The 22,469-nt window shown below is 43.8% G+C and carries 22 protein-coding genes, 1 other RNA gene and 1 pseudogene; 12 read left to right on the top strand and 12 right to left on the bottom strand.

Annotation, left to right across the window (positions count from 1 at the left end; translation table 11 throughout):
- Window positions 1–82: 82 nt before the first annotated feature.
- From MKY19_RS10120 to MKY19_RS10110, 3 genes are all read right to left on the bottom strand, one after another.
- Entirely contained in the window at window positions 83–472 is a 390-nt protein-coding gene (locus MKY19_RS10120) for a DUF1499 domain-containing protein (RefSeq protein ID WP_042186839.1), read from the bottom strand.
- A gap of 159 nt (window positions 473–631) precedes the next feature.
- Window positions 632–823, bottom strand: a non-coding RNA gene (gene ssrS, locus MKY19_RS10115) — 6S RNA.
- A gap of 103 nt (window positions 824–926) precedes the next feature.
- Window positions 927–1,751 carry a DUF624 domain-containing protein gene (locus MKY19_RS10110; protein ID WP_339802420.1) on the bottom strand — a complete coding sequence of 275 codons (825 nt, stop codon included), beginning with the start codon at window positions 1,749–1,751 and terminating at the stop codon, window positions 927–929.
- Between the two features lie 186 nt (window positions 1,752–1,937).
- Between MKY19_RS10110 and MKY19_RS10105 the strand changes: the two genes are divergently transcribed.
- Window positions 1,938–2,033, top strand: a complete 96-nt coding sequence (locus MKY19_RS10105; protein WP_042186834.1) for a hypothetical protein — start codon at window positions 1,938–1,940, stop codon at window positions 2,031–2,033.
- 119 nt (window positions 2,034–2,152) lie between these two features.
- Here the strand turns inward: MKY19_RS10105 and MKY19_RS10100 are convergent, their stop codons facing one another.
- Window positions 2,153–3,799 carry a DEAD/DEAH box helicase gene (locus MKY19_RS10100; RefSeq protein ID WP_076283171.1) on the bottom strand — a complete coding sequence of 549 codons (1,647 nt, stop codon included), beginning with the start codon at window positions 3,797–3,799 and terminating at the stop codon, window positions 2,153–2,155.
- A 332-nt stretch (window positions 3,800–4,131) separates the two neighbouring features.
- Between MKY19_RS10100 and MKY19_RS10095 the strand changes: the two genes are divergently transcribed.
- The 4 genes from MKY19_RS10095 (at window position 4,132) to MKY19_RS10080 (ending at window position 8,289) form a co-directional block, all read left to right on the top strand.
- A complete protein-coding gene (locus tag MKY19_RS10095; RefSeq protein ID WP_076283172.1) occupies window positions 4,132–4,953 on the top strand; it encodes a YitT family protein in 822 nt (273 codons plus the stop codon).
- Between the two features lie 192 nt (window positions 4,954–5,145).
- A complete protein-coding gene (locus MKY19_RS10090) occupies window positions 5,146–5,334 on the top strand; it encodes a hypothetical protein (RefSeq protein ID WP_036689649.1) in 189 nt (62 codons plus the stop codon).
- A 230-nt stretch (window positions 5,335–5,564) separates the two neighbouring features.
- Window positions 5,565–6,773 carry a putative glycoside hydrolase gene (locus MKY19_RS10085; protein ID WP_339802415.1) on the top strand — a complete coding sequence of 403 codons (1,209 nt, stop codon included), beginning with the start codon at window positions 5,565–5,567 and terminating at the stop codon, window positions 6,771–6,773.
- 142 nt (window positions 6,774–6,915) lie between these two features.
- Entirely contained in the window at window positions 6,916–8,289 is a 1,374-nt protein-coding gene (locus tag MKY19_RS10080) for an MATE family efflux transporter (protein ID WP_339802413.1), read from the top strand.
- Between the two features lie 64 nt (window positions 8,290–8,353).
- Here MKY19_RS10080 and pfkA read toward each other — a convergent pair whose 3' ends face one another.
- On the bottom strand, window positions 8,354–9,325 hold the full coding sequence (pfkA, locus tag MKY19_RS10075; protein ID WP_042126307.1) for a 6-phosphofructokinase: 972 nt from the start codon (window positions 9,323–9,325) through the stop codon (window positions 8,354–8,356).
- Between the two features lie 66 nt (window positions 9,326–9,391).
- Window positions 9,392–10,474, bottom strand: coding sequence for a tetraprenyl-beta-curcumene synthase family protein (locus tag MKY19_RS10070; RefSeq protein WP_042193615.1), 1,083 nt, complete (start codon window positions 10,472–10,474; stop codon window positions 9,392–9,394).
- A 201-nt stretch (window positions 10,475–10,675) separates the two neighbouring features.
- Here MKY19_RS10070 and MKY19_RS10065 point away from each other — a divergent pair, with 201 nt between their 5' ends.
- On the top strand, window positions 10,676–11,923 hold the full coding sequence (locus MKY19_RS10065) for an MFS transporter (RefSeq protein ID WP_076283175.1): 1,248 nt from the start codon (window positions 10,676–10,678) through the stop codon (window positions 11,921–11,923).
- A gap of 211 nt (window positions 11,924–12,134) precedes the next feature.
- On the opposite strand, the gene MKY19_RS10060 is transcribed toward MKY19_RS10065, so the two are convergent.
- A complete protein-coding gene (locus MKY19_RS10060) occupies window positions 12,135–12,332 on the bottom strand; it encodes a cold shock domain-containing protein (RefSeq protein WP_042126303.1) in 198 nt (65 codons plus the stop codon).
- 174 nt (window positions 12,333–12,506) lie between these two features.
- Here MKY19_RS10060 and MKY19_RS10055 point away from each other — a divergent pair, with 174 nt between their 5' ends.
- The 6 genes from MKY19_RS10055 (at window position 12,507) to MKY19_RS10030 (ending at window position 17,184) form a co-directional block, all read left to right on the top strand.
- A complete protein-coding gene (locus MKY19_RS10055; RefSeq protein ID WP_036689271.1) occupies window positions 12,507–12,740 on the top strand; it encodes a hypothetical protein in 234 nt (77 codons plus the stop codon).
- 6 nt (window positions 12,741–12,746) lie between these two features.
- The gene (locus MKY19_RS10050; protein ID WP_167348490.1) at window positions 12,747–12,917 is read left to right on the top strand and encodes a hypothetical protein; all 171 of its coding nucleotides are present in this window, start codon (window positions 12,747–12,749) and stop codon (window positions 12,915–12,917) included.
- Between the two features lie 220 nt (window positions 12,918–13,137).
- Window positions 13,138–14,928 (top strand): oligoendopeptidase F, encoded by a 1,791-nt coding sequence (gene pepF, locus MKY19_RS10045; RefSeq protein ID WP_042186822.1) that lies wholly within the window; start codon window positions 13,138–13,140, stop codon window positions 14,926–14,928.
- Window positions 14,929–15,015: 87 nt separating this feature from the next.
- Window positions 15,016–15,327 (top strand): lipopolysaccharide assembly protein LapA domain-containing protein, encoded by a 312-nt coding sequence (locus tag MKY19_RS10040; RefSeq protein ID WP_339802408.1) that lies wholly within the window; start codon window positions 15,016–15,018, stop codon window positions 15,325–15,327.
- A gap of 2 nt (window positions 15,328–15,329) precedes the next feature.
- Window positions 15,330–16,370, top strand: coding sequence for a M42 family metallopeptidase (locus MKY19_RS10035; RefSeq protein WP_042193612.1), 1,041 nt, complete (start codon window positions 15,330–15,332; stop codon window positions 16,368–16,370).
- Window positions 16,354–17,184, top strand: a complete 831-nt coding sequence (locus MKY19_RS10030; RefSeq protein WP_339802405.1) for a hypothetical protein — start codon at window positions 16,354–16,356, stop codon at window positions 17,182–17,184. The genes MKY19_RS10035 and MKY19_RS10030 overlap by 17 nt, the downstream gene beginning before the upstream one ends.
- A gap of 61 nt (window positions 17,185–17,245) precedes the next feature.
- Here the strand turns inward: MKY19_RS10030 and MKY19_RS10025 are convergent.
- The 5 genes and pseudogenes from MKY19_RS10025 to MKY19_RS10005 all read right to left on the bottom strand — a co-directional run bounded on the left by MKY19_RS10025 (window position 17,246) and on the right by MKY19_RS10005 (window position 22,448).
- Window positions 17,246–18,393: pseudogene (locus MKY19_RS10025) on the bottom strand (IS3 family transposase).
- Between the two features lie 120 nt (window positions 18,394–18,513).
- Window positions 18,514–18,933: a tetratricopeptide repeat protein gene (locus MKY19_RS10020; protein WP_339804255.1), complete on the bottom strand. Its 420-nt coding sequence runs from the start codon at window positions 18,931–18,933 to the stop codon at window positions 18,514–18,516.
- 105 nt (window positions 18,934–19,038) lie between these two features.
- A complete protein-coding gene (locus tag MKY19_RS10015) occupies window positions 19,039–20,976 on the bottom strand; it encodes an ABC-F family ATP-binding cassette domain-containing protein (protein ID WP_339802403.1) in 1,938 nt (645 codons plus the stop codon).
- A gap of 54 nt (window positions 20,977–21,030) precedes the next feature.
- Window positions 21,031–21,633: a TetR/AcrR family transcriptional regulator gene (locus tag MKY19_RS10010; RefSeq protein ID WP_076283179.1), complete on the bottom strand. Its 603-nt coding sequence runs from the start codon at window positions 21,631–21,633 to the stop codon at window positions 21,031–21,033.
- An 11-nt stretch (window positions 21,634–21,644) separates the two neighbouring features.
- The gene (locus MKY19_RS10005; RefSeq protein WP_339802399.1) at window positions 21,645–22,448 is read right to left on the bottom strand and encodes a DUF92 domain-containing protein; all 804 of its coding nucleotides are present in this window, start codon (window positions 22,446–22,448) and stop codon (window positions 21,645–21,647) included.
- Window positions 22,449–22,469 lie beyond the last annotated feature (21 nt).

Below are 22,469 nucleotides of genomic sequence, written 5' to 3'. Positions count from 1 at the left end.
ATAATATCCAGAGCAGTCAACATTTGCGTAAACGCATTCATACAATCCCTAAGTAAGAAGGTTTAGTAAGAATCTCTGAAAATTAGTCTGCTTTGTATTTTCCTAATTTTTTGTCCAAGGACGCATATAACCGCTGAATGACACGGTAATTAGCACCCAAATCACCTAGCGAACCTCTAGATGCAGAGTACATATCTACACCACAACGTACAGGTGTGGTATTGAGCACAGAGACAGTAATGTCCAGTGTACGGCCGAATGCCGTTCTCTTCTCCAGAGTGATCTCACCTACTGACTCCACTTCATGAAGCACCTTGAATCCAGGAATCTTCTTAAGCGTTGATGAAACTTCCTCCCAAGCTTTGTCTTTCGTTAGATTGTAATAACGCGTTTTTAATGTCGGATCTTTTGCGCGGTCGCTTGTTCCATCATGACTACGGAATAAACCGACCAAGGTTCTTTTTAACGACAAAATTCTTCCCCCTCTACAAATCCCAAGTTCATTATTCTAAGTGTAACACTCTTGTCTCAGGAACAAAAGGGTATTACTCACTTTCTCCTTGTTCCAGACACACAAAAAAGCGCCCGTTCCCAACTTTCACGGGATACAGGGCGCTTTGGCCTAAACAATAGAAAACCCGCTTATGCCGTCCGGCTACAGTGTCTTCTGAACCTGCTAGAGCAGGTGGGTGATCGCAGAAAACGTTTTTGAATTCCCCAAGTCATATAGACAGGGCTGTTCAGCTGCGCTTCGTGTAGATCTCCCAAGACATTATCATTGGTTCAAAACAACGAGCAACCGTAACGAACATCGCAGGATTTGTTATTATTATATTGCGTTTTAACGAAAAAGTAAACCTGTATGCGCTTTATTTTACACTGGAATTAAATTACTGACGATTTCCAATGCTTAATACTCGTCTTTGTTAAACACGTTTTACATCTTTATCCTCAACATCGTCTTCAAAATCATCATCGTCATCGTCGTCATCCTCTTGATTGTTCAAAGCAGCTTCTCGCTCTTCTTCCTCTTTCAGTTTCTTCTGCTCCACCTGCAATTGCAGTTTATTATAGGTAGCATAGAAGTTAAAGAAAGCAGCCATCGCAATCAACGTTGGAATACAGATGAAATACAGTGCTGGATATCTAAGACCAATATAAGCTAGCACTGCAGCTGCAATCAAAGTTGAGAACACGCGAATTGGACGCGCTATAGTCAGCAATATTGAGTTAGTCATCACTTGTTTAAAGCTCATTTGATAATGAACGACAATAGAAAAGAAGTTAAACATGGACACCGATAAAATAATCATGAGCACTAACATCAAAATACCAACAATTCTGAAGTTAGGCATTTGTGTCATGTAAACCGTTACATCGACGTACATAATAACGAACATCAATGTGTAGATAATTCCACCGAGCATACTTTTTAAATAATTCTCTTTATACCCCTGAAAAAACGTACGAAAAGTTCCTACATCCGTGTTCCCCATAACCCATTTGCGCACAACGGTAAATAAAGCCGCCGAAGCAGGAAATACTGTAAACGGCGCCAGAATCCCCATAGCCCAGTTCAATGTGAGCTGCTCATTTACTCCACCTGAGCTTGTCCCAAGCATCATCAATTTCATCAATCCGAAAAATAAAAACGGGGCGGAACATAGTGCCCATAAGATATTACTAGCTGCGATACGTGTAATCCATTCTGTGATGCGGTATAAACCACCCATTGCTCCTTTAAACTCCAATTCCCTTCCTCCTCTGTCTCTTGCATACTGCTTATCTTAACTATACCTCATTTGACCTACTCTTTTCCATAGCCCAACTTTCTGAATTCTAGGTCATCGTCTATGCATTAAGTCTATAAAGTCCATATATTGGGATTGTGACCATAAGAATTTCCAAAATCACTACATTCTAAAGGAGGTTATTATATGTCCTCACCTGTTGGCTACGGCGGCTGGACTTCCACTGGTACGATCCTCGTATTGTTTATCCTGCTCGTTATCATCACTCGTACTTTCATTTAAATAAGCTGCTAATTCAATAAACACCCTTATATTTCAGCAAAAAGAAGACGAGAACCGCTATTCGGCATCTCGTCTTCTTATATTTTGATAAATCATCCCCCGCGGGTTCTGATCAAGTATTAATTATCGAAATCTTCGCGTTTTGCTGGACGTGTGCTCGTGCTGCTTGGGCGAGTAGATGGTTTGCGGTCCGCACTGCGGTTCGCTCCACCATCACGGCTAGCTGCGCCATCACGGTTGCCTTTATAGCCACCGCCATAACCGCCACTGCCACTACCATAGTTACTACCACCGCTGCTGTAGCCACCACGACTTCCGCCACCGTTGTTGTCACGGTTTCCACGGTATCCGCCAGTGCTGCCACCGGAAGTACCACGGTTGCCACCATAACCACCATTAGGTTTGCGACCACTGCGAATGTCGTTCTTACCACCACGACGTTTAGCACGGATTGGATCTTCAGGAGTCAATTCAATTGCAGAATCCTTCTTATCACCAGTCAGAAGCTTCATTGCAGCTGACAGCAATTGTACAGAATCATATTGCTCAAGCAACTGAATAGAAATACCTTTGTACTCATTCAATTCACCGTTCTCAACCATTTCAAGCAAGCGCTCTGCTGTTACGCGTTGTTTACCTTCAATAGCCTCAGCCATAGTTGGCAATGGTTTACGAGTAATACGGTGACGAGTAACGCGTTCGATCAAATGCAGGTGATCCATTTCGCGTGGAGTAACGAAAGACCAAGCTGTACCCTCTTTACCAGCGCGACCAGTACGACCGATACGGTGTACATAGCTTTCTGGATCTTGCGGCAAGTCAAAGTTAATTACATGAGTAACGCCAGATACGTCCAAACCACGAGCCGCTACGTCAGTAGCTACCAGCACATCAATGCTGCCATCACGGAATTTACGCATTACAGCATCACGTTGGTTCTGAGACAGGTCACCATGTAATCCATCAGCTGAGTATCCACGTTTTTGCAAAGCTTCTGCAAGCTCATCAACCCGGCGCTTCGTGCGTCCGAACACGATTGCAAGCTCAGGTGATTCCATATCAATCAAACGACTAAGCGCTTCGAACTTTTGACGTTCAGGTACTTCAACATATGCTTGATCAATCAGCGGAGCACTGATTTGTTTCGGAATAACGGAGACGTGTTGCGGGTTGTTCAGGAATTGCTGTGCAAGACGTTGAATGTTTGGAGGCATTGTAGCCGAGAACAACATAGTTTGACGCTCTTCAGGAACGAGCTTGAGGATTGTCTGAATATCTTCCATAAAGCCCATATCCAGCATTTCATCTGCTTCATCCAATACAACAGTTTGAACATCATCCAAACGAATGGTTTTACGGTTGATATGGTCAAGCAAACGTCCAGGTGTACCAATAATAATTTGTGGTTTCTTCTTAAGACCACGGATTTGGCGACCAATATCTTGTCCGCCATAAATTGCCAACGAACGAAGACCTTTAAAACGGCTTAGCTTACCGATTTCTTCTGATACTTGAATGGCCAACTCACGAGTTGGTGCCATGATAAGTGCCAGAATTTTTTCGTCTTCGCGATTAATCTTCGAAATGAGGGGGATACCAAAAGCAGCAGTCTTACCTGTACCAGTCTGTGCTTGACCGATCAGATCCGACCCAGTCAATGCCAATGGAATTGACTGCTCCTGTATCGGTGTTGCCTCCTCAAATCCTAACTCTGTGATTGCTTGTAGCACTTTTGGCTCCAAGCCAAATTCTGCGAATGTTTTCAAATTATTCATGCTCCTTCTATACAGTGGACATTCCACATGCTTGTCTGTATTCTTAAGTAGCGGTAAACACATTTATATGCTGTCCAATCATGCTCTTTTTTCTGCATGATATAGCGCTTTTGGGACGAAAAGCCTCCCTTTCATCAGGTACTTCATTGTACCTGAGCAACTGTAGCTTTACATCCGATGCAATGCAAAAATACCATTGTAACGTCCTACTCAAGAATATCCTGTACATTATATCACAACTCTAAGTAGGAATACCAGTGGGTTCCTTTCTTTTCATTGCATACATGGTTTATTTTTAAATTTATTTATAGAGGTGGATTTGCTTGTTAAGACAGATTTGGAATTGTATTGCAGTTATTTTTGGAGCAGCGTTGATCGCCAGTGGATTTAATCTTTTTCTAATCCCTCATCGCTTACTCAGCGGAGGAGTATCCGGGCTTTCGATGTTAGTGGGTTACTTTACACCACTAAACATAAGCCTCTTGTACTTTCTCTTTAATATTCCATTGCTTGTAGCTGGTTGGTTCCAGCTAGGCCGGAGATTTATTATGCTAAGCATGTTATCCGTTGTGGCAACAACCTGGTTCTTGACGATCATTCCCGAATATTTGGTAGCTACTGATATGCTGCTTTCTTCTGTATTTGGTGGAGTGCTGGTCGGTATTGGCTGTGGCTTCAGCTTCCGTGCAGGTGGTTCATCCGGAGGTTTTGATATCCTGGGATCCATCATCACTAAATTCCGCGATTTCCCAGTTGGAAACGTGGTGGTTAGCTTAAATGGACTCGTTATTCTTGCCGCGGCATATTTTGATAACAACTGGAACTTGGCTCTTGCATCTATGGTATCTATATATGTAACTGGTAAGGTACTGGACATGATTCACATCAGCCATTTAAAGGTAACCGTATATATAGTAACAAATCGTACAGATGAGCTCCTTCAGCATCTAATGGGGCTTCAACGTGGTGTCACAAAGATTAAAACAGAAGGCGCTTATTCTCATGTTGAAAAGGACATGCTAATGACAGTAACAACCCGCTACGAACTTGCTGAACTGCAACGTATTATCCGCACGACAGATCCTCAAGCATTTGTAAATATTGTCGAGACAGTTGGTGTTATGGGCTCCTTCCGAAAAAGATAAAAACCGGCAATGGAAAGTATTAATTTGGAAAATGCACCAATCACAGAATTGTGATATATTATAATCACGCAGAACCCTAACAATTTCATAAAGATTGAGATTTACCCCTCTTTTTTCCAAGCACTTCGTTTTCCGATGATTACTGAATTCCATTCAGACCTATCGAAAAAGGAAAGGGTGATTTTTGTGGAAATGGAAACGGTAAAGCTGTCAGCAATCGTCATGAGGTGGTATCCTGATATGATGCCGTTTCTCAAACAGGACGAATTAAATTCCGTAATCGTTCTGCGTGACGGGCTTAGTATTCTGGAACCTGCAGATGCCATGGATATCATCCATTACAGTATCTGTGAACATCAGAATTCTGCGTATCTTCAATGAGTAAGCCGCAAGAGAAGTCTTGATAGTTGCCGCCTTAAGTTCGGCCATGTTGCCGTGTTGAGGCGGCATTTACTTTTTACAATACGTTTAGAATCTGTGCGTCCCGGTTATATACATCGAAGGATGGATTTTCAGACCCGATCTGAGCCAACATTATTACAACACTGTTCTTTTTAGAAGCAACCGTTCCTATATAATTTAGGAAATGTACATAAAGGGAGAGAATACGAATGAACATCACCTGGGCTCTACTGATGATGGCCTTGGGAAGTGTAGGCGTGCAACAGAATCAACATGACGCTGAAGTGGCAATTGCATTGAAGTCCGCCATGAATCCCCCCATCATCGCTGCGCAAAATAATAATTCAAATGGTTCAACTCCAGCTCCAAATGCTACAGCAGAAGCAAATGACTCACAAAGCATGCTACACGCAGATCCTCAGCCGGATGCTCCAAAAGTAAAAGGCATCTATGTTACCGCATACAGTGCCGGTGGAGAACGAATGGAAAAGCTTCTTTCTTTACTTGATCAGACGGAACTAAATTCTATGGTCATCGACATTAAGGATGATGCAGGTTACATCACGTATAAAACCGAAAATCCTGAACTTCAGAAACTCGGTAATCCGCAGCCATTTATTGGCGACATCAACAAACTGATGGAAAGATTGAATAAACATGATGTATATCCTATCGCTCGAATTGTTGTCTTTAAGGACTCTATACTTGCCAAAAAGAACCCGCAATTATCCTTTGTTAATGCAGACGGCACAGTATGGAAGAATAAAGGCGGCGATAGCTTTGTTAATCCTTATAATGAAGATGTCTGGAAGTACAATGTCGATATCGCCAAAGAAGCTGTCAAACTCGGCTTTAAAGAAATTCAATTCGACTATGTGCGCTTTCCTGAAGGATTCGAAAAACGTGCAGACACACTTAAATACACCAAAACCAGCGATTCTCGCGTAGATATCATTTCTAATTTTGTAAAATACGCAAAAGCAGAGCTTGCTCCACTCGGTGTTCGTGTATCCGTAGATATTTTTGGATATGCCGCATCTGCTCCTGCTGAGGGCATAGGACAAGACTTTGTTAAAATATCCAAGAATGTGGATGTCATCAGCCCGATGATTTATCCGAGTCATTATTCAACGGGATGGTTTGGAGTGAAAGAGCCTGACTTAGATCCGTATGCTACCATTAAAGGCTCCATGGTTGATACCCATAAGAAGCTTGATCCTCTAGGCAGCTACAAACCTGTTATTCGTCCTTGGATTCAAGATTTTACAGCAAGCTGGCTCGGAAAAGGTCATTATATTAAATACGGTAAAAAACAGGTGGAGGATCAAATCCGCGCTTTAAAAGATGAAAATGTAGAGGAGTTTCTGCTCTGGAACGCCAATAACCGATATACCTCCGATGTCGATTATGAGAAATGATGTAATAGCCCTTATTATGTATAATTGAAATCAGGTATGATATATAAAGATAAAGACCCGGCATTTGCCGGGTCTTTTAATGGAGAAAAAGGGAACTTTTACTGTAATCAATAAAAACCAACAAAGAATGAGGCAAAGAACGATGATACAAACCACCTCTTTAAAACAAAAAGCAATACAATTCTTTCATATTTTATTTCCAATTCTGGTTACACAGATTGCTTTGTCAGCGATAACCTTCTTTGATACAAACATGTCAGGTAAGTTTAGTACAGCCGATCTGGCAGGTGTGGCGATAGGAACCAGTCTCTGGATTCCAATTCAAACGGGCTTAAGTGGAATCCTTATGGGGATTACCCCCATCGTCTCTCAGCTCATCGGAAGCAAAAAAGAAAAGGAAGTAGCCTATCAAGTCACACAGGGAATCTGGTTATCACTGATCGTCTCTGTAATTGTCTTACTAATCGGGAGCTTCGCCTTGTTACCTATCCTTAATTTTATGAATCTGGAGCCGACTGTAAGAGATGTTGCATTTCGTTTCCTAAGTGCGATCTCCTTCGGAATTATCCCGCTGTTTGGATATACAGTTCTCCGTAGTTGTATAGACGCTCTGGGACAAACACGAGTGTCCATGTTGATCACACTCATAGCCCTACCCGTGAATGTTGGTTTGAACTACTTACTAATCTTCGGAAAATTCGGGTTTCCTCGACTTGGTGGTGTTGGAGCTGGAGTGGCATCAGCTATCACCTACTGGGTAATTTTTTCGGTTGCCCTGCTGTTCATTTATCGAGTAGAACCCTTTGCAAGCCTTAGAATCTTCCGAAAGTTCTACTTTATATCGCTAAAAAGCTTCAAAGATCTACTGAAGATCGGTGTACCTATTGGCTTCTCGATTTTTTTTGAAACTGCAGTCTTCTCCGCTGTAACCTTGTTGATGAGTCGGTTCGATACTGTAACGATTGCAGCTCATCAAGCAGCCATTAATTTTGCAACTACGTTATATATGATTCCGCTCAGTATCTGTATGAGCCTTACCATTCTCGTCGGCTTCGAGACTGGATCCGGCAGGCAAAAGGATGCCCGTCAATATGCCATTATGGGAATTGGACTTGCGGCTATCCTCTCCCTGGCAACTGCACTCCTGCTCTTATTTGCCGGCCATCATGTAGCTGGTTTATACACTGATGAAACTGATGTCATATCATTAATTCAGCATTTCTTAATCTATGCGATCTTTTTCCAGATTTCCGATGCGATTGCAACACCTACACAAGGAGCACTTCGTGGCTATAAGGATGTTAATCCAGCCTTCATTATTTGCTTTATAGCTTATTGGGTTATAGGGCTTCCTACAGGCTATGTACTTGCTACTTATACGGATCTAGGAGCTTATGGTTATTGGATCGGCTTGATCACCGGTCTTGCGATTGGGGCTACATTGCTCTTGACTCGGCTTGTTAAAGTTCAACGCCGTTATGCCACACAATATGCAGACGCTCAAGCACATCACTAATAATCAAAAGAATACAAAAAAGGAACAGTGCGAAATTCGCAGCTGTTCCTTTTTTGTATGTTAATTATTGAGAAAGACGGGATGCAAGCTCGTACAACTCCACGTCAAAGTCTTTCTTCGTATTCACTACAAGATCGATATCTGTAAGGGTTAGTTCTCCCTTGATGATACCGCAACCTTTATCAGACTCACCTTCAATTAGTTTACGAACGGCAAAGTCACCAAGACGGCTAGCAAGGTTCCGGTCTCCAGGTGTTGGTGTTCCTCCCCGCTGAATATGTCCAAGTACAGTAACCCGTGCATCCAGAGAAGCATGACGATCTTTCAACGCTTGGGCCACATCTTCGCCTTTACCCACACCTTCTGCAACGATGACGATACTGTGACGTTTACCTCTGACAAAGTTGTCGCGCATACGATCCGCAACTTCATTCAAGTCATATGGCATTTCTGGCACGAGAATTGTTTCTGCTCCAGAAGCCAGACCTGCATGTAGCGCGATATCTCCACAATGACGTCCCATAACTTCAACAATGGAAGAACGCTCATGGGAGGACATCGTGTCACGCAGCTTATTAATAGCATCTACAACGACACCAACTGCTGTATCAAACCCAATGGTGTAATCCGTGTAGGAAATATCATTATCAATAGTTCCCGGTAATGCCATCGTCTTGATACCGAGTTTACTTAGTTTATTAGCACCTTTATAAGAACCATCTCCACCTATAACCACTAGGCCATCGATGCCCATTTCATTAAGAATATCTGCACCCTTTTGCTGACCTTCTGGTTTTGTGAACTCCAGACATCTTGCAGATTGCAGAATGGTTCCCCCACGTTGAATAATGTCACCAACACTGCGAAGATCCATAGGGAAGATATCGCGATTCAGAAGACCTTGATATCCACGTTGAACTCCAAAAACTTCAATGCCATAATAAAGTGCGCTTCTTACAACCGCACGAACAGCGGCGTTCATACCTTGTGAATCTCCACCACTAGTCAGTACTGCAATTTTTTTGATTTTTGACATTCTGTTGTTCCTCCTTAAAGTTGTGCAATGCCCCATCCGTTGTATAGGTGAAGCTTCGCAGCCTTGTTACAAAAAACGATTGCGTATCCAGCGGCTATTAGCGAAGAAGAACAGCCTTGTAAGCGGACTTCCTCTCATCAGGCTTTTAGACACAGTGCGAACTTCCCGCTGTTCGCTAACTTTCGGATCAGATAAATAAAGTGCCAGCAATCCCTCAATCACCATACGATGCATAGATGATTCCGGAAGTTCACGTACATCCTTACGGGCCCACTCAACCATGGAAGCGATCCGACTTAACATGGTATCCGTGTCGTCATAATAATTGCAGAAATTAAGATCGCCGCCTGCTCGGTCCTCTTCCTGATCAATCAAATAATCCAGCATAATGTGCAATCCACAAACATGTGGAAAATATGCAGCTCGAATCGATTCCGAAGAAGACTTACTTAGCTTCGGATCACATGCAGATAGAAAAAGCATGAATACGCCTAAAGTTGAGCCCGTTGCAGCTGCAAACTCGTTCCAATGCAGATGCGGAGCACGGCTACCCTGCTGCTCCCACCATTCCTTCAGGGCTGTTTCCCTGAGTTCCGGGCGGATATGCTTATATACCTGCAAATCTGTATACAGCACAGCCAAATCACGAATCTCCGCTGCAGCAGCGGAATAACCTGGCAGCAAAGAGATCATTTCCTGGCATTTTCGAACTAGCCTATACAAGTACCCGCCGTCATTCTGTTCATCGCGAAGCGCATAATAATTGACAGGTTCAGCGTTTGGATCAATGGCATCCAGCATAGATTGATGCAGCAGCCTGAAATCTGCAGGATCAAGCGAAGTACTGCGATCACATAAGTTATCTAGATAATCACTGATAGTTTGATAAGCAACAATAAGCGGAATAAGTATATGTCTCATCGATAAATTGCCGGCGGCATAAATACCTCCACCTATGCAGTGAAACTCCTTTGTTTCAATGCTGGCAAGTGCTTGCTTCCGGAGCTCGGGATCGGGAATCCCATTCGCATCTTGGCGCCAGAAGTCCAGACTTTCTCTCACTTCTGGCAGCACGTACTTATAGACCCTGTTCATAAGCCCAATAGGGCCACGCGGGCTAAGGTAACGGCCTTGCTCTAATTCACTCAATGATAGTGCCTCCACATTGTTGTCTCCTTATCCAAATCACCACTTATTATAATATGATCAGACGTATTTGTACAAACAACAAAATCACTTTCGTAAAATTATGAAAGATTCAGAAATAACGCAATTCAAGAATAAAACACATAACCCTCCATTGCTTTATGCTATACTAGCCATATTTCAATCTCAGAGGAGTGCACTTTCATGTTTTCAAAACGGACCGGAAGCCCTTACAGTGATCAGAATTGGCTTCGTTCCTTTCTTTTTACGATTTATGGCACTAGCGTTCTTGTAGTATCCTACTTTCCTTTATTCTACACACATTTAGGGTTTAGCAGTTCTCAGGTGGGCTACTTGTATTCTCTCGGTCCCCTCATCTCCATCCTATCCAATCTCTTCTGGAGTATGATGAGCGATAAGCTAGGTACCATTCGAAAAATCATGTTTATTTTACTCGCGGGGCAATTAGTAACCGGACTTCTATTAGCCAGAGCGACCGAATTTTCTTCCGTTATGCTTATTTTGTCCTTTTTCTACTTCTTCTATTACCCAGTTTTTCCGCTTGCTGATACAATGGCCATCAAAATTGCGGAGCGACACGGACGAAACTTCATTACAATTCGTGTATTTGGCTCATTAGGCTATTCTTTCTTTGCTTTAACTGTCGGTTATGCGCTTAGAGCTTTAGGTGCTACTTGGAGTCTTACCTTATGTATTATTATCATTATAATCGCACTTCTAATTACAATTGGCCTAAAGGATGTCAAAAAAACTGTTCCAGAGCTCCCCAATCAGAAAGCTGTTACTACCAAACCAGGCAAGAAAGAGCATGGGCTTAAAGATATTCTTTTGCGGAAAGAAGTGCTGTGGTTCTTCGGATGTGTCTTTGTACTCGCACTGGGCCATAGAATGAACGAAGCTTTTCTCACCATCAGTTTAAAGAACCTGGGCGCTGGTGAGGAAGTGATCGGCTGGGCATTACTTGCCTCGGCACTAAGTGAAATCCCTGTATTATTTATACTCGGCAAATACGGCGACAAATTTAAAGAACTGCCCTTATTAATTTTAGCCAGTCTCATGTATGCCCTTCGCTTTCTACTAATGGCGCTCGCCGATCACCCAGGCTCTATAATCGCGATTCAAGCCTTGCATAGCCTGACATTTGGCGTCTTTTTTGTAACATGTGTCCGTTATATCACTCGGATTATTCCTGATCGTCTCCGAGCAACCGGTCTTGCAATCTACACAGTTGTTTGGTCAAGTGCAGCTGGACTTCTAAGTGGTACATTTGGTGGAATGATCTATCAGGAAGCTGGACGCTTCACCTTCTATATGGTAGCGGTTGGCTTCAGCCTTCTTGCTTTTGTAGGCTTTTTAGGACAGCATTTATTGGATACCCATCGAGATTCAATGCGCTATTTCAAGAATAAGAACAAAAAAGCTTCCCTATAATAGAACACTTCTGATACTCAAAAATTTTAAAAGGTCTTTGCTATCCCTTACTTGGGAATGCAAAGACCTTTCATCTAAATTGATGTCTATTAGACGTAAAAAAACACAGTTCCCGAAAGAACTGTGTTCTATAGTTGGTAACCACTCTTGCAAGGGCTTGCCAAGTAAATTATATATTTATAGCAGACAGCTTAACTGTCTTTGCCGTTTCTTATAATTTTACTACGTTTTCAGCTTGCGGTCCACGATTACCATCAGTGATATCGAATTCTACTTCTTGACCTTCGTCCAAAGTTTTGAATCCTTCACCTTGAATTGCTGAGAAGTGTACGAATACATCTTCGCCGCCTTCTACTTGAAGAAAACCATAACCTTTTTCTGCGTTAAACCATTTTACTGTACCTTTCAATTGAACAACCTCCTAAAAATAACCGCCATATATGGCGTATAACTATATTATACTGCAATCTTTTACTCAAATCAATCTATCTGGATCTTTAAATATGTGATTTAATTTGCTTTTCCCTTGACCAGTGCGTTATCATTGAGCCAAAAGCCAAAAATCGCCAGGGTGGTAATGATAATGATCAAAAAACATGAAATATACAAAACAGACAAATGGAATATGATGACGGTAGAAGTTCAAGGACGTTATATTGTACTTCGCGAAATCTCCGATCAATGGGGAGAAGAAACACATACTTTCCTTAGTCGTCCAGCTATGATGCAGTGGGTGAACAACCGATTCAACAAAGAATCTTATAAAGATAATGAAGAAGAGTATAAAAATATCATCGCAGCCTTCAAACAGGTATAACAGAATATGAACACAGAAAATATCGCGATTTATGTTGTCCTAGTCTTATGTCTAGGCGCAGTTCTAATTATGACCAAGGATCGTGTCCCGCCACAGTTTAAGCGGGGCATGGCCTTAACTGCAGTCATTATGATTCTGTTCGCCTTCATCTTTGTTATTTATAGCTTATTGGCATAACTTATACTTTCATATATTTAAAGAAGACTAAATATTAATAATCAGGACTTAATAGGGCATAATAAACCGACTCTACTTTCAAGAGGAGGATGTTATGCCTATTTCACCCAAGTCCATCCCTCTTCTACTTGTGCTCAGCTTGCTACCGGGTGATTTATCATCTACAGTATTGCCGAGGGAGATTATGCCTACTACATCTCATCATTCTAGGAGGGTTTCTATGGAAAAATTATTGAAAAGAAGCGAAGTACCTGCTGAGAATCGTTGGAAGCTTGAAGATGTGTTTGCTTCTCAGAAGGATTGGGATGCAGAATTTGCTGAAGCTAAATCCTTAATCAAAAAAGCTGCGGATTTTCAGGGTACACTAGATTCCGCGGATGCTCTAAAAAAATGTTTTGAAATGGATGACAAGCTGTCCATCCTAACTGAACGACTCTTCGTGTATGCACATATGCGTCAAGATGAAGACACAGCTAATCCTGACTCTCAGGCTTTGTCCTCCAAAGCGAAAAAGCTTGGTATTGAAGCAGGTGAAGCCTTATCTTTTGTAACCCCAGAAATTCTGGCGTTGCCAGTTGAGAAGCTCGACCAATTCATCGCTGATCCGAACCTATCCGCTTATAAATTCACCTTAACTGAAATGAAACGTGAAAAAGCCCATGTGCTTTCTAAGGCTGAAGAAGCACTGCTAGCTCAGGTCGGAAATTTAGCTCAAGCACCTCAGAATATTTTCAGTATGCTGAACAATGCGGATCTGAAATTCCCTAAGATCAAAGATGAGGATGGCAAAGAAGTTGAACTGACTCATGGCAACTATATCAAGTTTCTCGAAAGTAACGACCGTGAGGTTCGCCGAAATGCTTTTAAGGCAGTCTATGATACCTACCGGAAGCAGAAGAACACTATCGCAGCAACGCTTAGCGCCAATGTGAATAAAAATGTGTTCTACTCACGAATTCGCAAATATCCTTCTGTAATGGAAATGTCACTCTATGGTGATAACATTCCTAAAGAGGTTTACACCAACTTGATTGATACGATTCACGAAAGCCTTCCATTGATGCACCGTTATATGAAACTGCGTCAGAAGCTGCTGGGTGTCGATGAGTTACATATGTATGATCTGTTTGCACCGCTTGTTGATGAATATAAATTAGATATCACCTATGAAGAAGCCAAGAAAATCACTAAAGAGGGTCTCAAACCGCTCGGTGAAGATTATCTGAATGTGCTGCAAAAAGGCTACGACAACGGATGGATCGATGTGTATGAGAACGAGAATAAACGGTCCGGGGCTTACAGCTGGGGGCCATACGGTACGCATCCTTTCGTACTGCTGAACCATAATGATAATTTAAACAGTATGTTTACACTGGCACATGAGATGGGCCATGCGTTACACTCGTATTTTTCGGATAACGCTCTGAATTATCGGGATGCGCAATATACGATTTTCCTAGCAGAGGTTGCTTCTACTACTAACGAGGCGCTGCTAATGGATTATTTACTCAAAAAGTCTACAGATCCTAAAGAAAAAATGTACTTGCTCACCTACTATGCTGATCAGTTCCGGACAACGATTTTCCGGCAGACGATGTTCGCTGAGTTCGAGAAAATCATTCATCAGCGTGTTGAAGAAGGTGAATCGCTTACTCCACAAGATCTTTCGAGCATCTACTATGACCTGAATGTTAAGTACTATGGTAAAGAAATGGTTGTAGATCAGGATATCGAGATGGAATGGGCGCGGATTCCGCATTTCTATAACAGCTTCTATGTTTATAAATACGCAACCGGCTTCTCAGCAGCGACTAGCTTTGCCAAACAAATTCTTGAAGAAGGCAAACCTGCGGTGGATCGTTACCTCGGCTTCCTGAAGAGTGGCGGCAGTGACTACTCCATTAATATTCTGTCTAAAGCTGGTGTTGATATGTCTTCTCCTGAGCCGATTCGCGAAGCGATGAGTGTCTTCGAAGATGTTATCGCTCAAATGGAACAGTTGACCAAATAAGGCAGAGAGCTTAGTATTGCATTAATCCCTTGCCCTATTTGGGCAAGGGATTTTATTCTGTTATATCCCCTGAGGAGGAAGAATTCAATGAAAATTCAATGGTCTTTAATTGCAGGTCTAATCTTTGCGCTGCTAACAGCCATATTTGCAGTCATCAACGTGGATCCCGTTCAAGTCAATTTCGGTTTTGATGTAGTTAATATACCGCTGATCCTAGTTATTCTGGGCTGCGCGTTAATTGGTGGAATCATCGTGGGTTCTTACGGTATTTTTCGCCAGTACAAACTACAAAAACAAATTAAAAGCTTAAATGCTGAGCTAACCAAACTTCGTGATGCCGACACTTCTTTAGATTCTTTTAACACAGACAATGATGGCCTAACAGGAGGACTTAACTAATGATTACTATTCAACCAAACGAAGATTACATACTCTCAATCCTAAAAAAATTGCTGGATACACCGAGCCCCAGCGGCTTCACAGCACAAGTAATGAACCTTGTTGCCGAAGAAGCGGCAGCATTAAATGTACCGCTAAGCTGGAATGAAAAAGGCGGCGTAATTCTAACCGTCCCAGGCCTAGATCCTTCCCGTACTATCGGCATCAGCGCTCACGTGGATACACTTGGAGGCATGGTTCGCTCTATTAAATCTGATGGTACACTGCGACTGACCTCTGTTGGTGGCTTCACTATGCACAGCATCGAGAATGAATACTGCGTGATCCATACCCGCAGCGGCAGAACCTATACTGGAACCATCTTAACCAGCCATCCATCCGTTCACGTATATCCAGATGCTCGTGATTTCAAACGTTCAGAGGAGAACATGGAAGTACGGATTGATGAGCTAGTATCTAACAAAGAAGATGTACTTAAGCTAGGCATCTCCGTTGGTGATTTCATTTCCTTCGATGCACGTGCGGTGATTACACCTAGCGGGTATATTAAATCCCGACATCTGGATGACAAAGCGAGCGTTGCTGCCCTTCTTGGCCTGCTGGAAAGCATGAAGCGCGAAGGCTGGAAACCGCTCCACAACCTTTCTTTCCTCATCTCCAACTATGAGGAAGTGGGACATGGCACAGCTTGGATTCCTGGCGAGATTAATGAAATGATCGCAGTCGATATGGGCGCCATGGGCGACGATCTTAGCTGTAAAGAAACCGATGTGTCCATCTGTGCAAAAGATTCTTCAGGCCCTTATGATTATGTTATGACTGGCCGTTTGATTGAGCTGGCAGAAGCACTTGCTATTCCTTATGCCGTTGATATCTATCCAATGTACGGCTCCGATGCTTCCGCTGCCCTTCGAGGCGGCAATAATATTCGTGCCGCACTGATCGGCCCAGGCGTACACGCCTCCCACTCCATGGAACGTACACATAAGCAAGCTGTAGTAAACACTGCTAAGCTTCTCGCTGCTTATGTGGGCACTAACTGAGGCAAGTACTGGCAAGTTAAAGCAGCTCTGGAGACGTAGACAATGGCTGATAGTCTCACTTCTGCTGCTCATAATAGCAGCATCAGCAATCTCGATGTTCCTGTTTTCCAGAAGCCACAAGGAAAATCCCTTTGATGGTCTTCCACACGCTTACACTTATTTAGAGACCGTGAGTCCAGAAAATGTTCAACTCTATATGATGTCACTTTCACCCGAAGATATTAAACTCAGAGCCGCTGGTGCACCCCTTCAGCAGGTGATTGCTTATGGGATTAATGGAGGCTTCTTCTATGGAGATGCACTTCTATCCATTGCTATCATGAATGATATCCCCACTAACGGTGTTAAAAAGGAGTACGGCTCCGGCTGGTTTAACGCTAAATATGCGCGCGGAACCCTGGTCTGGGATGGTGCCAGTCGTAGCTTTTCCGTACAGGTCGTCTCATCGGGAGAAGAATTGAACGTTACGGATCGCCAGCATTATTTTGCGCAAGGCGGCATTAGTATGAATCTGCAGGATGAGGATCTCTGGGAAGATGTGATAGCGAAAGAACATCTTCCTTATTCGGATGAGAAACGAATGCGCTCAGGCATGCTGTATGACGATAATGGCAAGCTGTGGCTGATTGTTACGCCAACACTCTCGACGGCGGCAGAGTTCCGTTCAACCATCCTACAGAGCGTGCCTGCTGAAGGTCTCGAAGGTATTTTTCTAGATGGTGATGGCTCCTCACAGATGAATGCTGATGAAATCATCTTACCTGGCGACTCTCGTGCCGTGGTGCAAATGATCGCGGTGGACGGAACGAAATAAAGCAAAAAGAAGCGATACTCTGGTCATAGCCCCGTCAAGTAGACAGTAAAAAAGAAGCCTTTTAAGCGGCGATCTGGTTCCGGTACTCTTCCGGAGACAGGTCGCCGAGTTTTTTCTGGAAGCGTTCCTTGTTGTAATAAAGGATGTACTCCTTAACCAAATGTTCAGCATCTTCAAGATTCTTGGGTTTCTCCAAATACAATTTTTCGGTCTTTAGGTGAGAGAAGAATGACTCTATACAAGCATTGTCGTAGCAATTCCCCCGGCGGGAGTGGCTACCGACCAAACCCTTGTCCTCTAAAACCTGGGCATACGTCCGAGTCGTGTACTGAAAGCCTTGGTCAGAGTGCAGGAGAGCCTTTGAGTCTTGGAGAGATTTCACAGTATCTACCACTAGCTTCAAGTCATTACGGACAGAGATTCTCCAAGCCACAACCTCGTTGTTGTACAGATCCATCACTACAGATAAGTAGACAAATTCGTGGCCTGTACGGATATAGGTAATATCCGTGACTAACTTTTGCTGAAGAGCGTGGGCTGTGAATTCCTGGTTGAGTACGTTTGGATATAAGACAGAAGGCTTACGCCCAGCAAACGGGCGTTTCTTGCGAATCACTGATTGGATGCCTAGCTCTCTCATCAACCTGCGAACTTTCTTATGGTTTACGGGAAATCCCTCTTTGCGAAGCGCTGTACGCATTCGCTTATAGCCATAGGCAGGACGTAGCCGATGAATGGCTAAGATATGTTCCTTAAGGTTCGTATCCTTCTCTTGGCGTGCTTCCCGCAGGTCAGAGGTCTTTTTCCATTTGTAGTATGCAGCCCGGGACAATTCAGCCAGTTTGCACAGCCAAACAATCGGGTATCGCTCGCTCATTTCTTGAATGGATTGGCACCGGGTATTTGTATCCAACTTCCCTCCCCATGTAGATTGGGATTGAGCTTTTTTAAGTATTCGACCTGTGCCTTCAAATACGCGATTTCTTCGTCTTTACTGTCAAAATGTTTTCTTCCACCTTTTCCGCGTCGGTCCTCAAAGGTCTCCCCGCTTTTAAATTTTCGTATCCACCTCACCAACTGAGCATCGCTCTTGATGTCGAGTTTTTCTAGGATTTGTGAATAGCTCATATGCTCCTCTAAGTGAAGTCGAACCGCCTCGTTCTTCAACTCTTCTGAATACTTCGTAAACGTCTGCCCTTTTTTAGCCATGAAAAATCCCCTCCGGTCGACTGTGTTAAACACATGATACCATGTGCTCTTTTTTCACTGTCAACCATGAGGGGATAATACCACTCTACTATTAGAGATCGCTTCTTTTTGTGATTTTATTCAATCCCAGACTTGCTCCAGCTTATCTGAGTAATATGAAATGGCCTTACTATAACTTCTTATTCCTTCATCCGCTGAGGTTTCAGCCAGCAATTTAAGCAACATCCCCATAGCCAGACTATGATCTCCGAGATTGTGCAAGGTCATTGCAAGGAATACCGGAAATTCCTTATTCTCTGGGTACTCGTGAATGGCCTGCTCCAATATTGCTTTGGAATTCTCATATTCTCCGAGTGTTCGGTAGGTGCTGCCCAGTCCCAATAGAGCGCCGACTCTCTGCTCCGAAGATAAGCCTAGTGTTAAGCTTTTCTCATAATAGGGTATTGCCTCGCGTTCCAGACCGAGCACATCATGCGTCCACGCTAATTGATACAGAAGTTCTGCATCATTACTATTCTGCTCATATAGCTCTAACAGCATCACTCTGGCTTCTTCAGCTTTACCTTCGTTTCGCAGGGCTACAGCTTCCACAAGTTGATTCTCCAAACTGAGCCCTCCCTTATTGTCACACATGGACAATCCGTTTTATGCTTTACCAGCGATTTTCTCTGCAAGCTCATTCAGATAGGTCCAGCGCTCCATTAGACGCTCCAGCTCGGCTTCGGCAAGCCTCTGCTCTTCCACTAGCTCCTGCAGTCTCCCGGAGTCAGCAAACGCTGCTTCCATCTCCGCACTAATATCAGTCAAGCGCTGTTCTGCAAGCTCGATCTGCTCGTCAATTCCTTCATATTCACGCTGTTCCTTAAAACTGAATTTGAGTTTGGTCTTGGAAGCTGATGATGCCGCTGTGTTACTGACTGTTTCTGTAGTCTCTTTACCCTTTGCATTACCGTCATCTTTGTTCGATTCTGCATTGCGTGAAGGAACATTTTTGGCCAGCCATTCTTCATATTCCGTATAATCGCCAACATGAAGCCGAATTTCTCCATTTTCAAAGGCAATCAACTTGTCTATAGTCCGATCCAGGAAATAACGGTCATGGGATACGGTAAAGACGACGCCCGGGAATTCATCCAGATAGTCTTCTAAAACAGCCAACGTGCCAATATCCAAGTCGTTCGTAGGCTCATCCAACAGCAATACGTTTGGTGCTCCCATCAATACACGAAGCAGATACAGGCGTCGTTTTTCGCCACCAGACAGTTTGGAAATCGGCGTCCATTGCATCGCAGGAGGGAACAAGAAGCGTTCGAGCATTTGGCCTGCGGTAATGACGCTACCATCAGCTGTACGTATGACTTCCGCTTCTTCCTTCACATATTCAATAGCTCGCATGCTGTCATCCATATCCTGATGTTCTTGCGTAAAATAACCCAACTTAACCGTCGCACCAAGCTGAACCTCTCCCTTATCCGGCTGCAGCTTACCTGCAATCAGATTCAGAAGTGTTGATTTACCGCTACCATTTGGACCTACAATACCTACGCGATCTTGTGGTACAGCAATATAGGTCAGATCTTTAATCAACTGACGACCATCCAGCGATTTCGACAGTTCATTGATTTCAATGATTTTGCGACCCAAACGTGTGGATGCCACCGAAATATCCAGCGAACCGTTCGAACTGCTTCCTGTACTTTCTTTCAGCTTCTCAAAACGGTCGATTCTTGCCTTTTGTTTCGTTGATCGAGCTTTAGCTCCACGACGAATCCAAGCAAGCTCCGTACGAAGCAGGTTCTTACGCTTTTGCTCCGCAGAGGCTTCACGCTCTTCACGGTCGGCTTTTAGCTCTAGAAAACGGGAATAGTTGGCCTCATAACGGTATAACTGTCCTCCGTCCAGCTCTAGCATGACACTTGCGACACGCTCCAGGAAGTAACGATCATGCGTTACCATTAAGAGAGCGCCGCGCCGTTTCTGTAAATATTGCTCTAGCCAAGCCACGGAGTCCGTATCAATATGGTTCGTAGGCTCATCCAGAATAAGAAGCTCAGATGGCGTAATCAGGGCAGCCGCAAGTGCTACACGTTTCCGTTGACCACCAGACAGCGTATCCATCAGCGCATCGAATTTCACTATACCCAGCTTAGTCAGTACGCTCTTAGCTTCACTCTCCAAATGCCAAGTACCTGCTGCATCGATAGCCTGCCCAATCCGCACCAGTTTGCCTTCCAGTTCTGCATTACCTGGCTCTTTTTCAAGGCGAGACATGATCTCCATATACTCACGCATGGTGGAAAGATCTGGATCATCTCCGGCGAAGACCTGTTGCAGTACTGTATTTGTCGGCTCATAAGGAGGGTTCTGTGCTAAGTACTGCACTCGAACATTATTTCCGATCGCAATTTGCCCACCATCCGGGGTATCCAGACCGGCAATAATACGTAAAAACGTTGATTTACCCGTTCCATTCACACCGATCAAACCAATTTTATCCCGATCGTCCATACCAAATGAAGCATCACTAAAAAGTACTTTCTCTCCATAACTTTTGGAAAGATGTTCCACGGTCATAATATTCATGCTATTTCCTCGCTTGCCTTATATTTTCATAAAACCGGTCGCAGCATGAAGCTGCTATTCCACCGGTCTATCATCCTGACCTAAATTCAAGTAATCCATAGCCCCTTTAATAAAAAGACCCGCAGCGAAACCAGCGCGTTTATACGCATCTTCTTCCTTAAAAGATGGATCGAACAAAATATCCATCTTCAGTCGATCCAACATCCCTATGTAGGACTGCGCCATAAGCTCAGGCTCAGACACTCCGCCCTCCAGCAATACCTTCACCACTGCCTGCATATATTCTTCCATAAAAAGCGTCATATACGCCACAAGCTCTGGGTTATTGTTCGGTGCGCGGAAAAAGAGCTTCGTGTGTCGCTTACGCTCATAATAATAGTAAAGATGATGTTTGGCGATAATTGACAGTTTACCTGCCAAAGTATCACTAGCCTTCAGCTTTTCCTGTAATTGCTGAAGGAATCCCTCACAATCCCGGCGCGTTACCGCCATGAACAATTCTTCTTTACTCTTGAAGTATAAATAAACGGTGCCCTTAGCAATTCCGGCCTGAACCGCAATTTCCGACATCTTCGTTTCGTAAAATCCACCTGAACCGAAGAGCTCGTATGCGGCATCCAGAATGGCAGTATGTTTATGATTGGACGTGCTGCTCATCGGTTCCTCCTTTAAAACATCATCCCACACAATAAGGCAATAGCCCCTCCGACGATAGAGCTAATAGCATTGACTGCATCATTAGTCATCCACTTCCAGCCACGTGCGTATTCAACCTTTTTACCGCAGTGATGTGTACTTTCCACTTCGCGTCCGCATACAGTGCAACGATTCATCTGCTGAACGGTTGCCCCTAGGATAGAATCTGTGAACGCACCCGCAAGTCCTCCAGTGAGTCCAGCCAATGTAAGCAACAAGAAGGATTGATCTGGCATGCCGGATATCGTCCGTAGCAGCCATGAAGATGCACCGATAAGTGCACCTCCTGCGGCGGCGGCCAGCGTACCCAGGCTGGATACGCCACCCGAGGCACCGGCCGGAAGTATTTTACCTGTCAGGACAGACCGAGGCGGCTTCTTGCTGAGTGTACCAATCTCCGTAGCCCATGTATCAGAGGTTACCGTTGCCATAACGCCGATAAATAAAAATTCCCAATGTTCCATCGGAACAATCGCATTCAATAGAACGAAAACCATCCCAAGCCCACCATTAGCAAAGACCTGCCCAGCATCTCGGCGACCTGTCTTGGCATAAGTCAGCTCAAGCTCTGCCTTATTATCATGATGAAGCTTAGACAACAGGCTTGAAGAAATGAAAAAAAACAACAATATTCCAAACCAAAAGGCATTTCCAGCACCAAAATAAATGGTCCCCATAGCTACCGCGGCAAGCATGCCGGAAAGGCTTAAGGATTGTTTCCTATAAGCCGCCCCCGCAACTAACAGAGCGCCAAGGGCGCCGATAATCCATAACATAGATTCATCTCCAACAGATGT

The organism is Paenibacillus sp. FSL R5-0744, from assembly GCF_037972555.1.
GTDB lineage: Bacteria > Bacillota > Bacilli > Paenibacillales > Paenibacillaceae > Paenibacillus_AQ.
The sequence above is the reverse complement of the archived record's forward strand: the minus strand, read 5'-3'. Positions and strand labels throughout refer to the sequence as shown.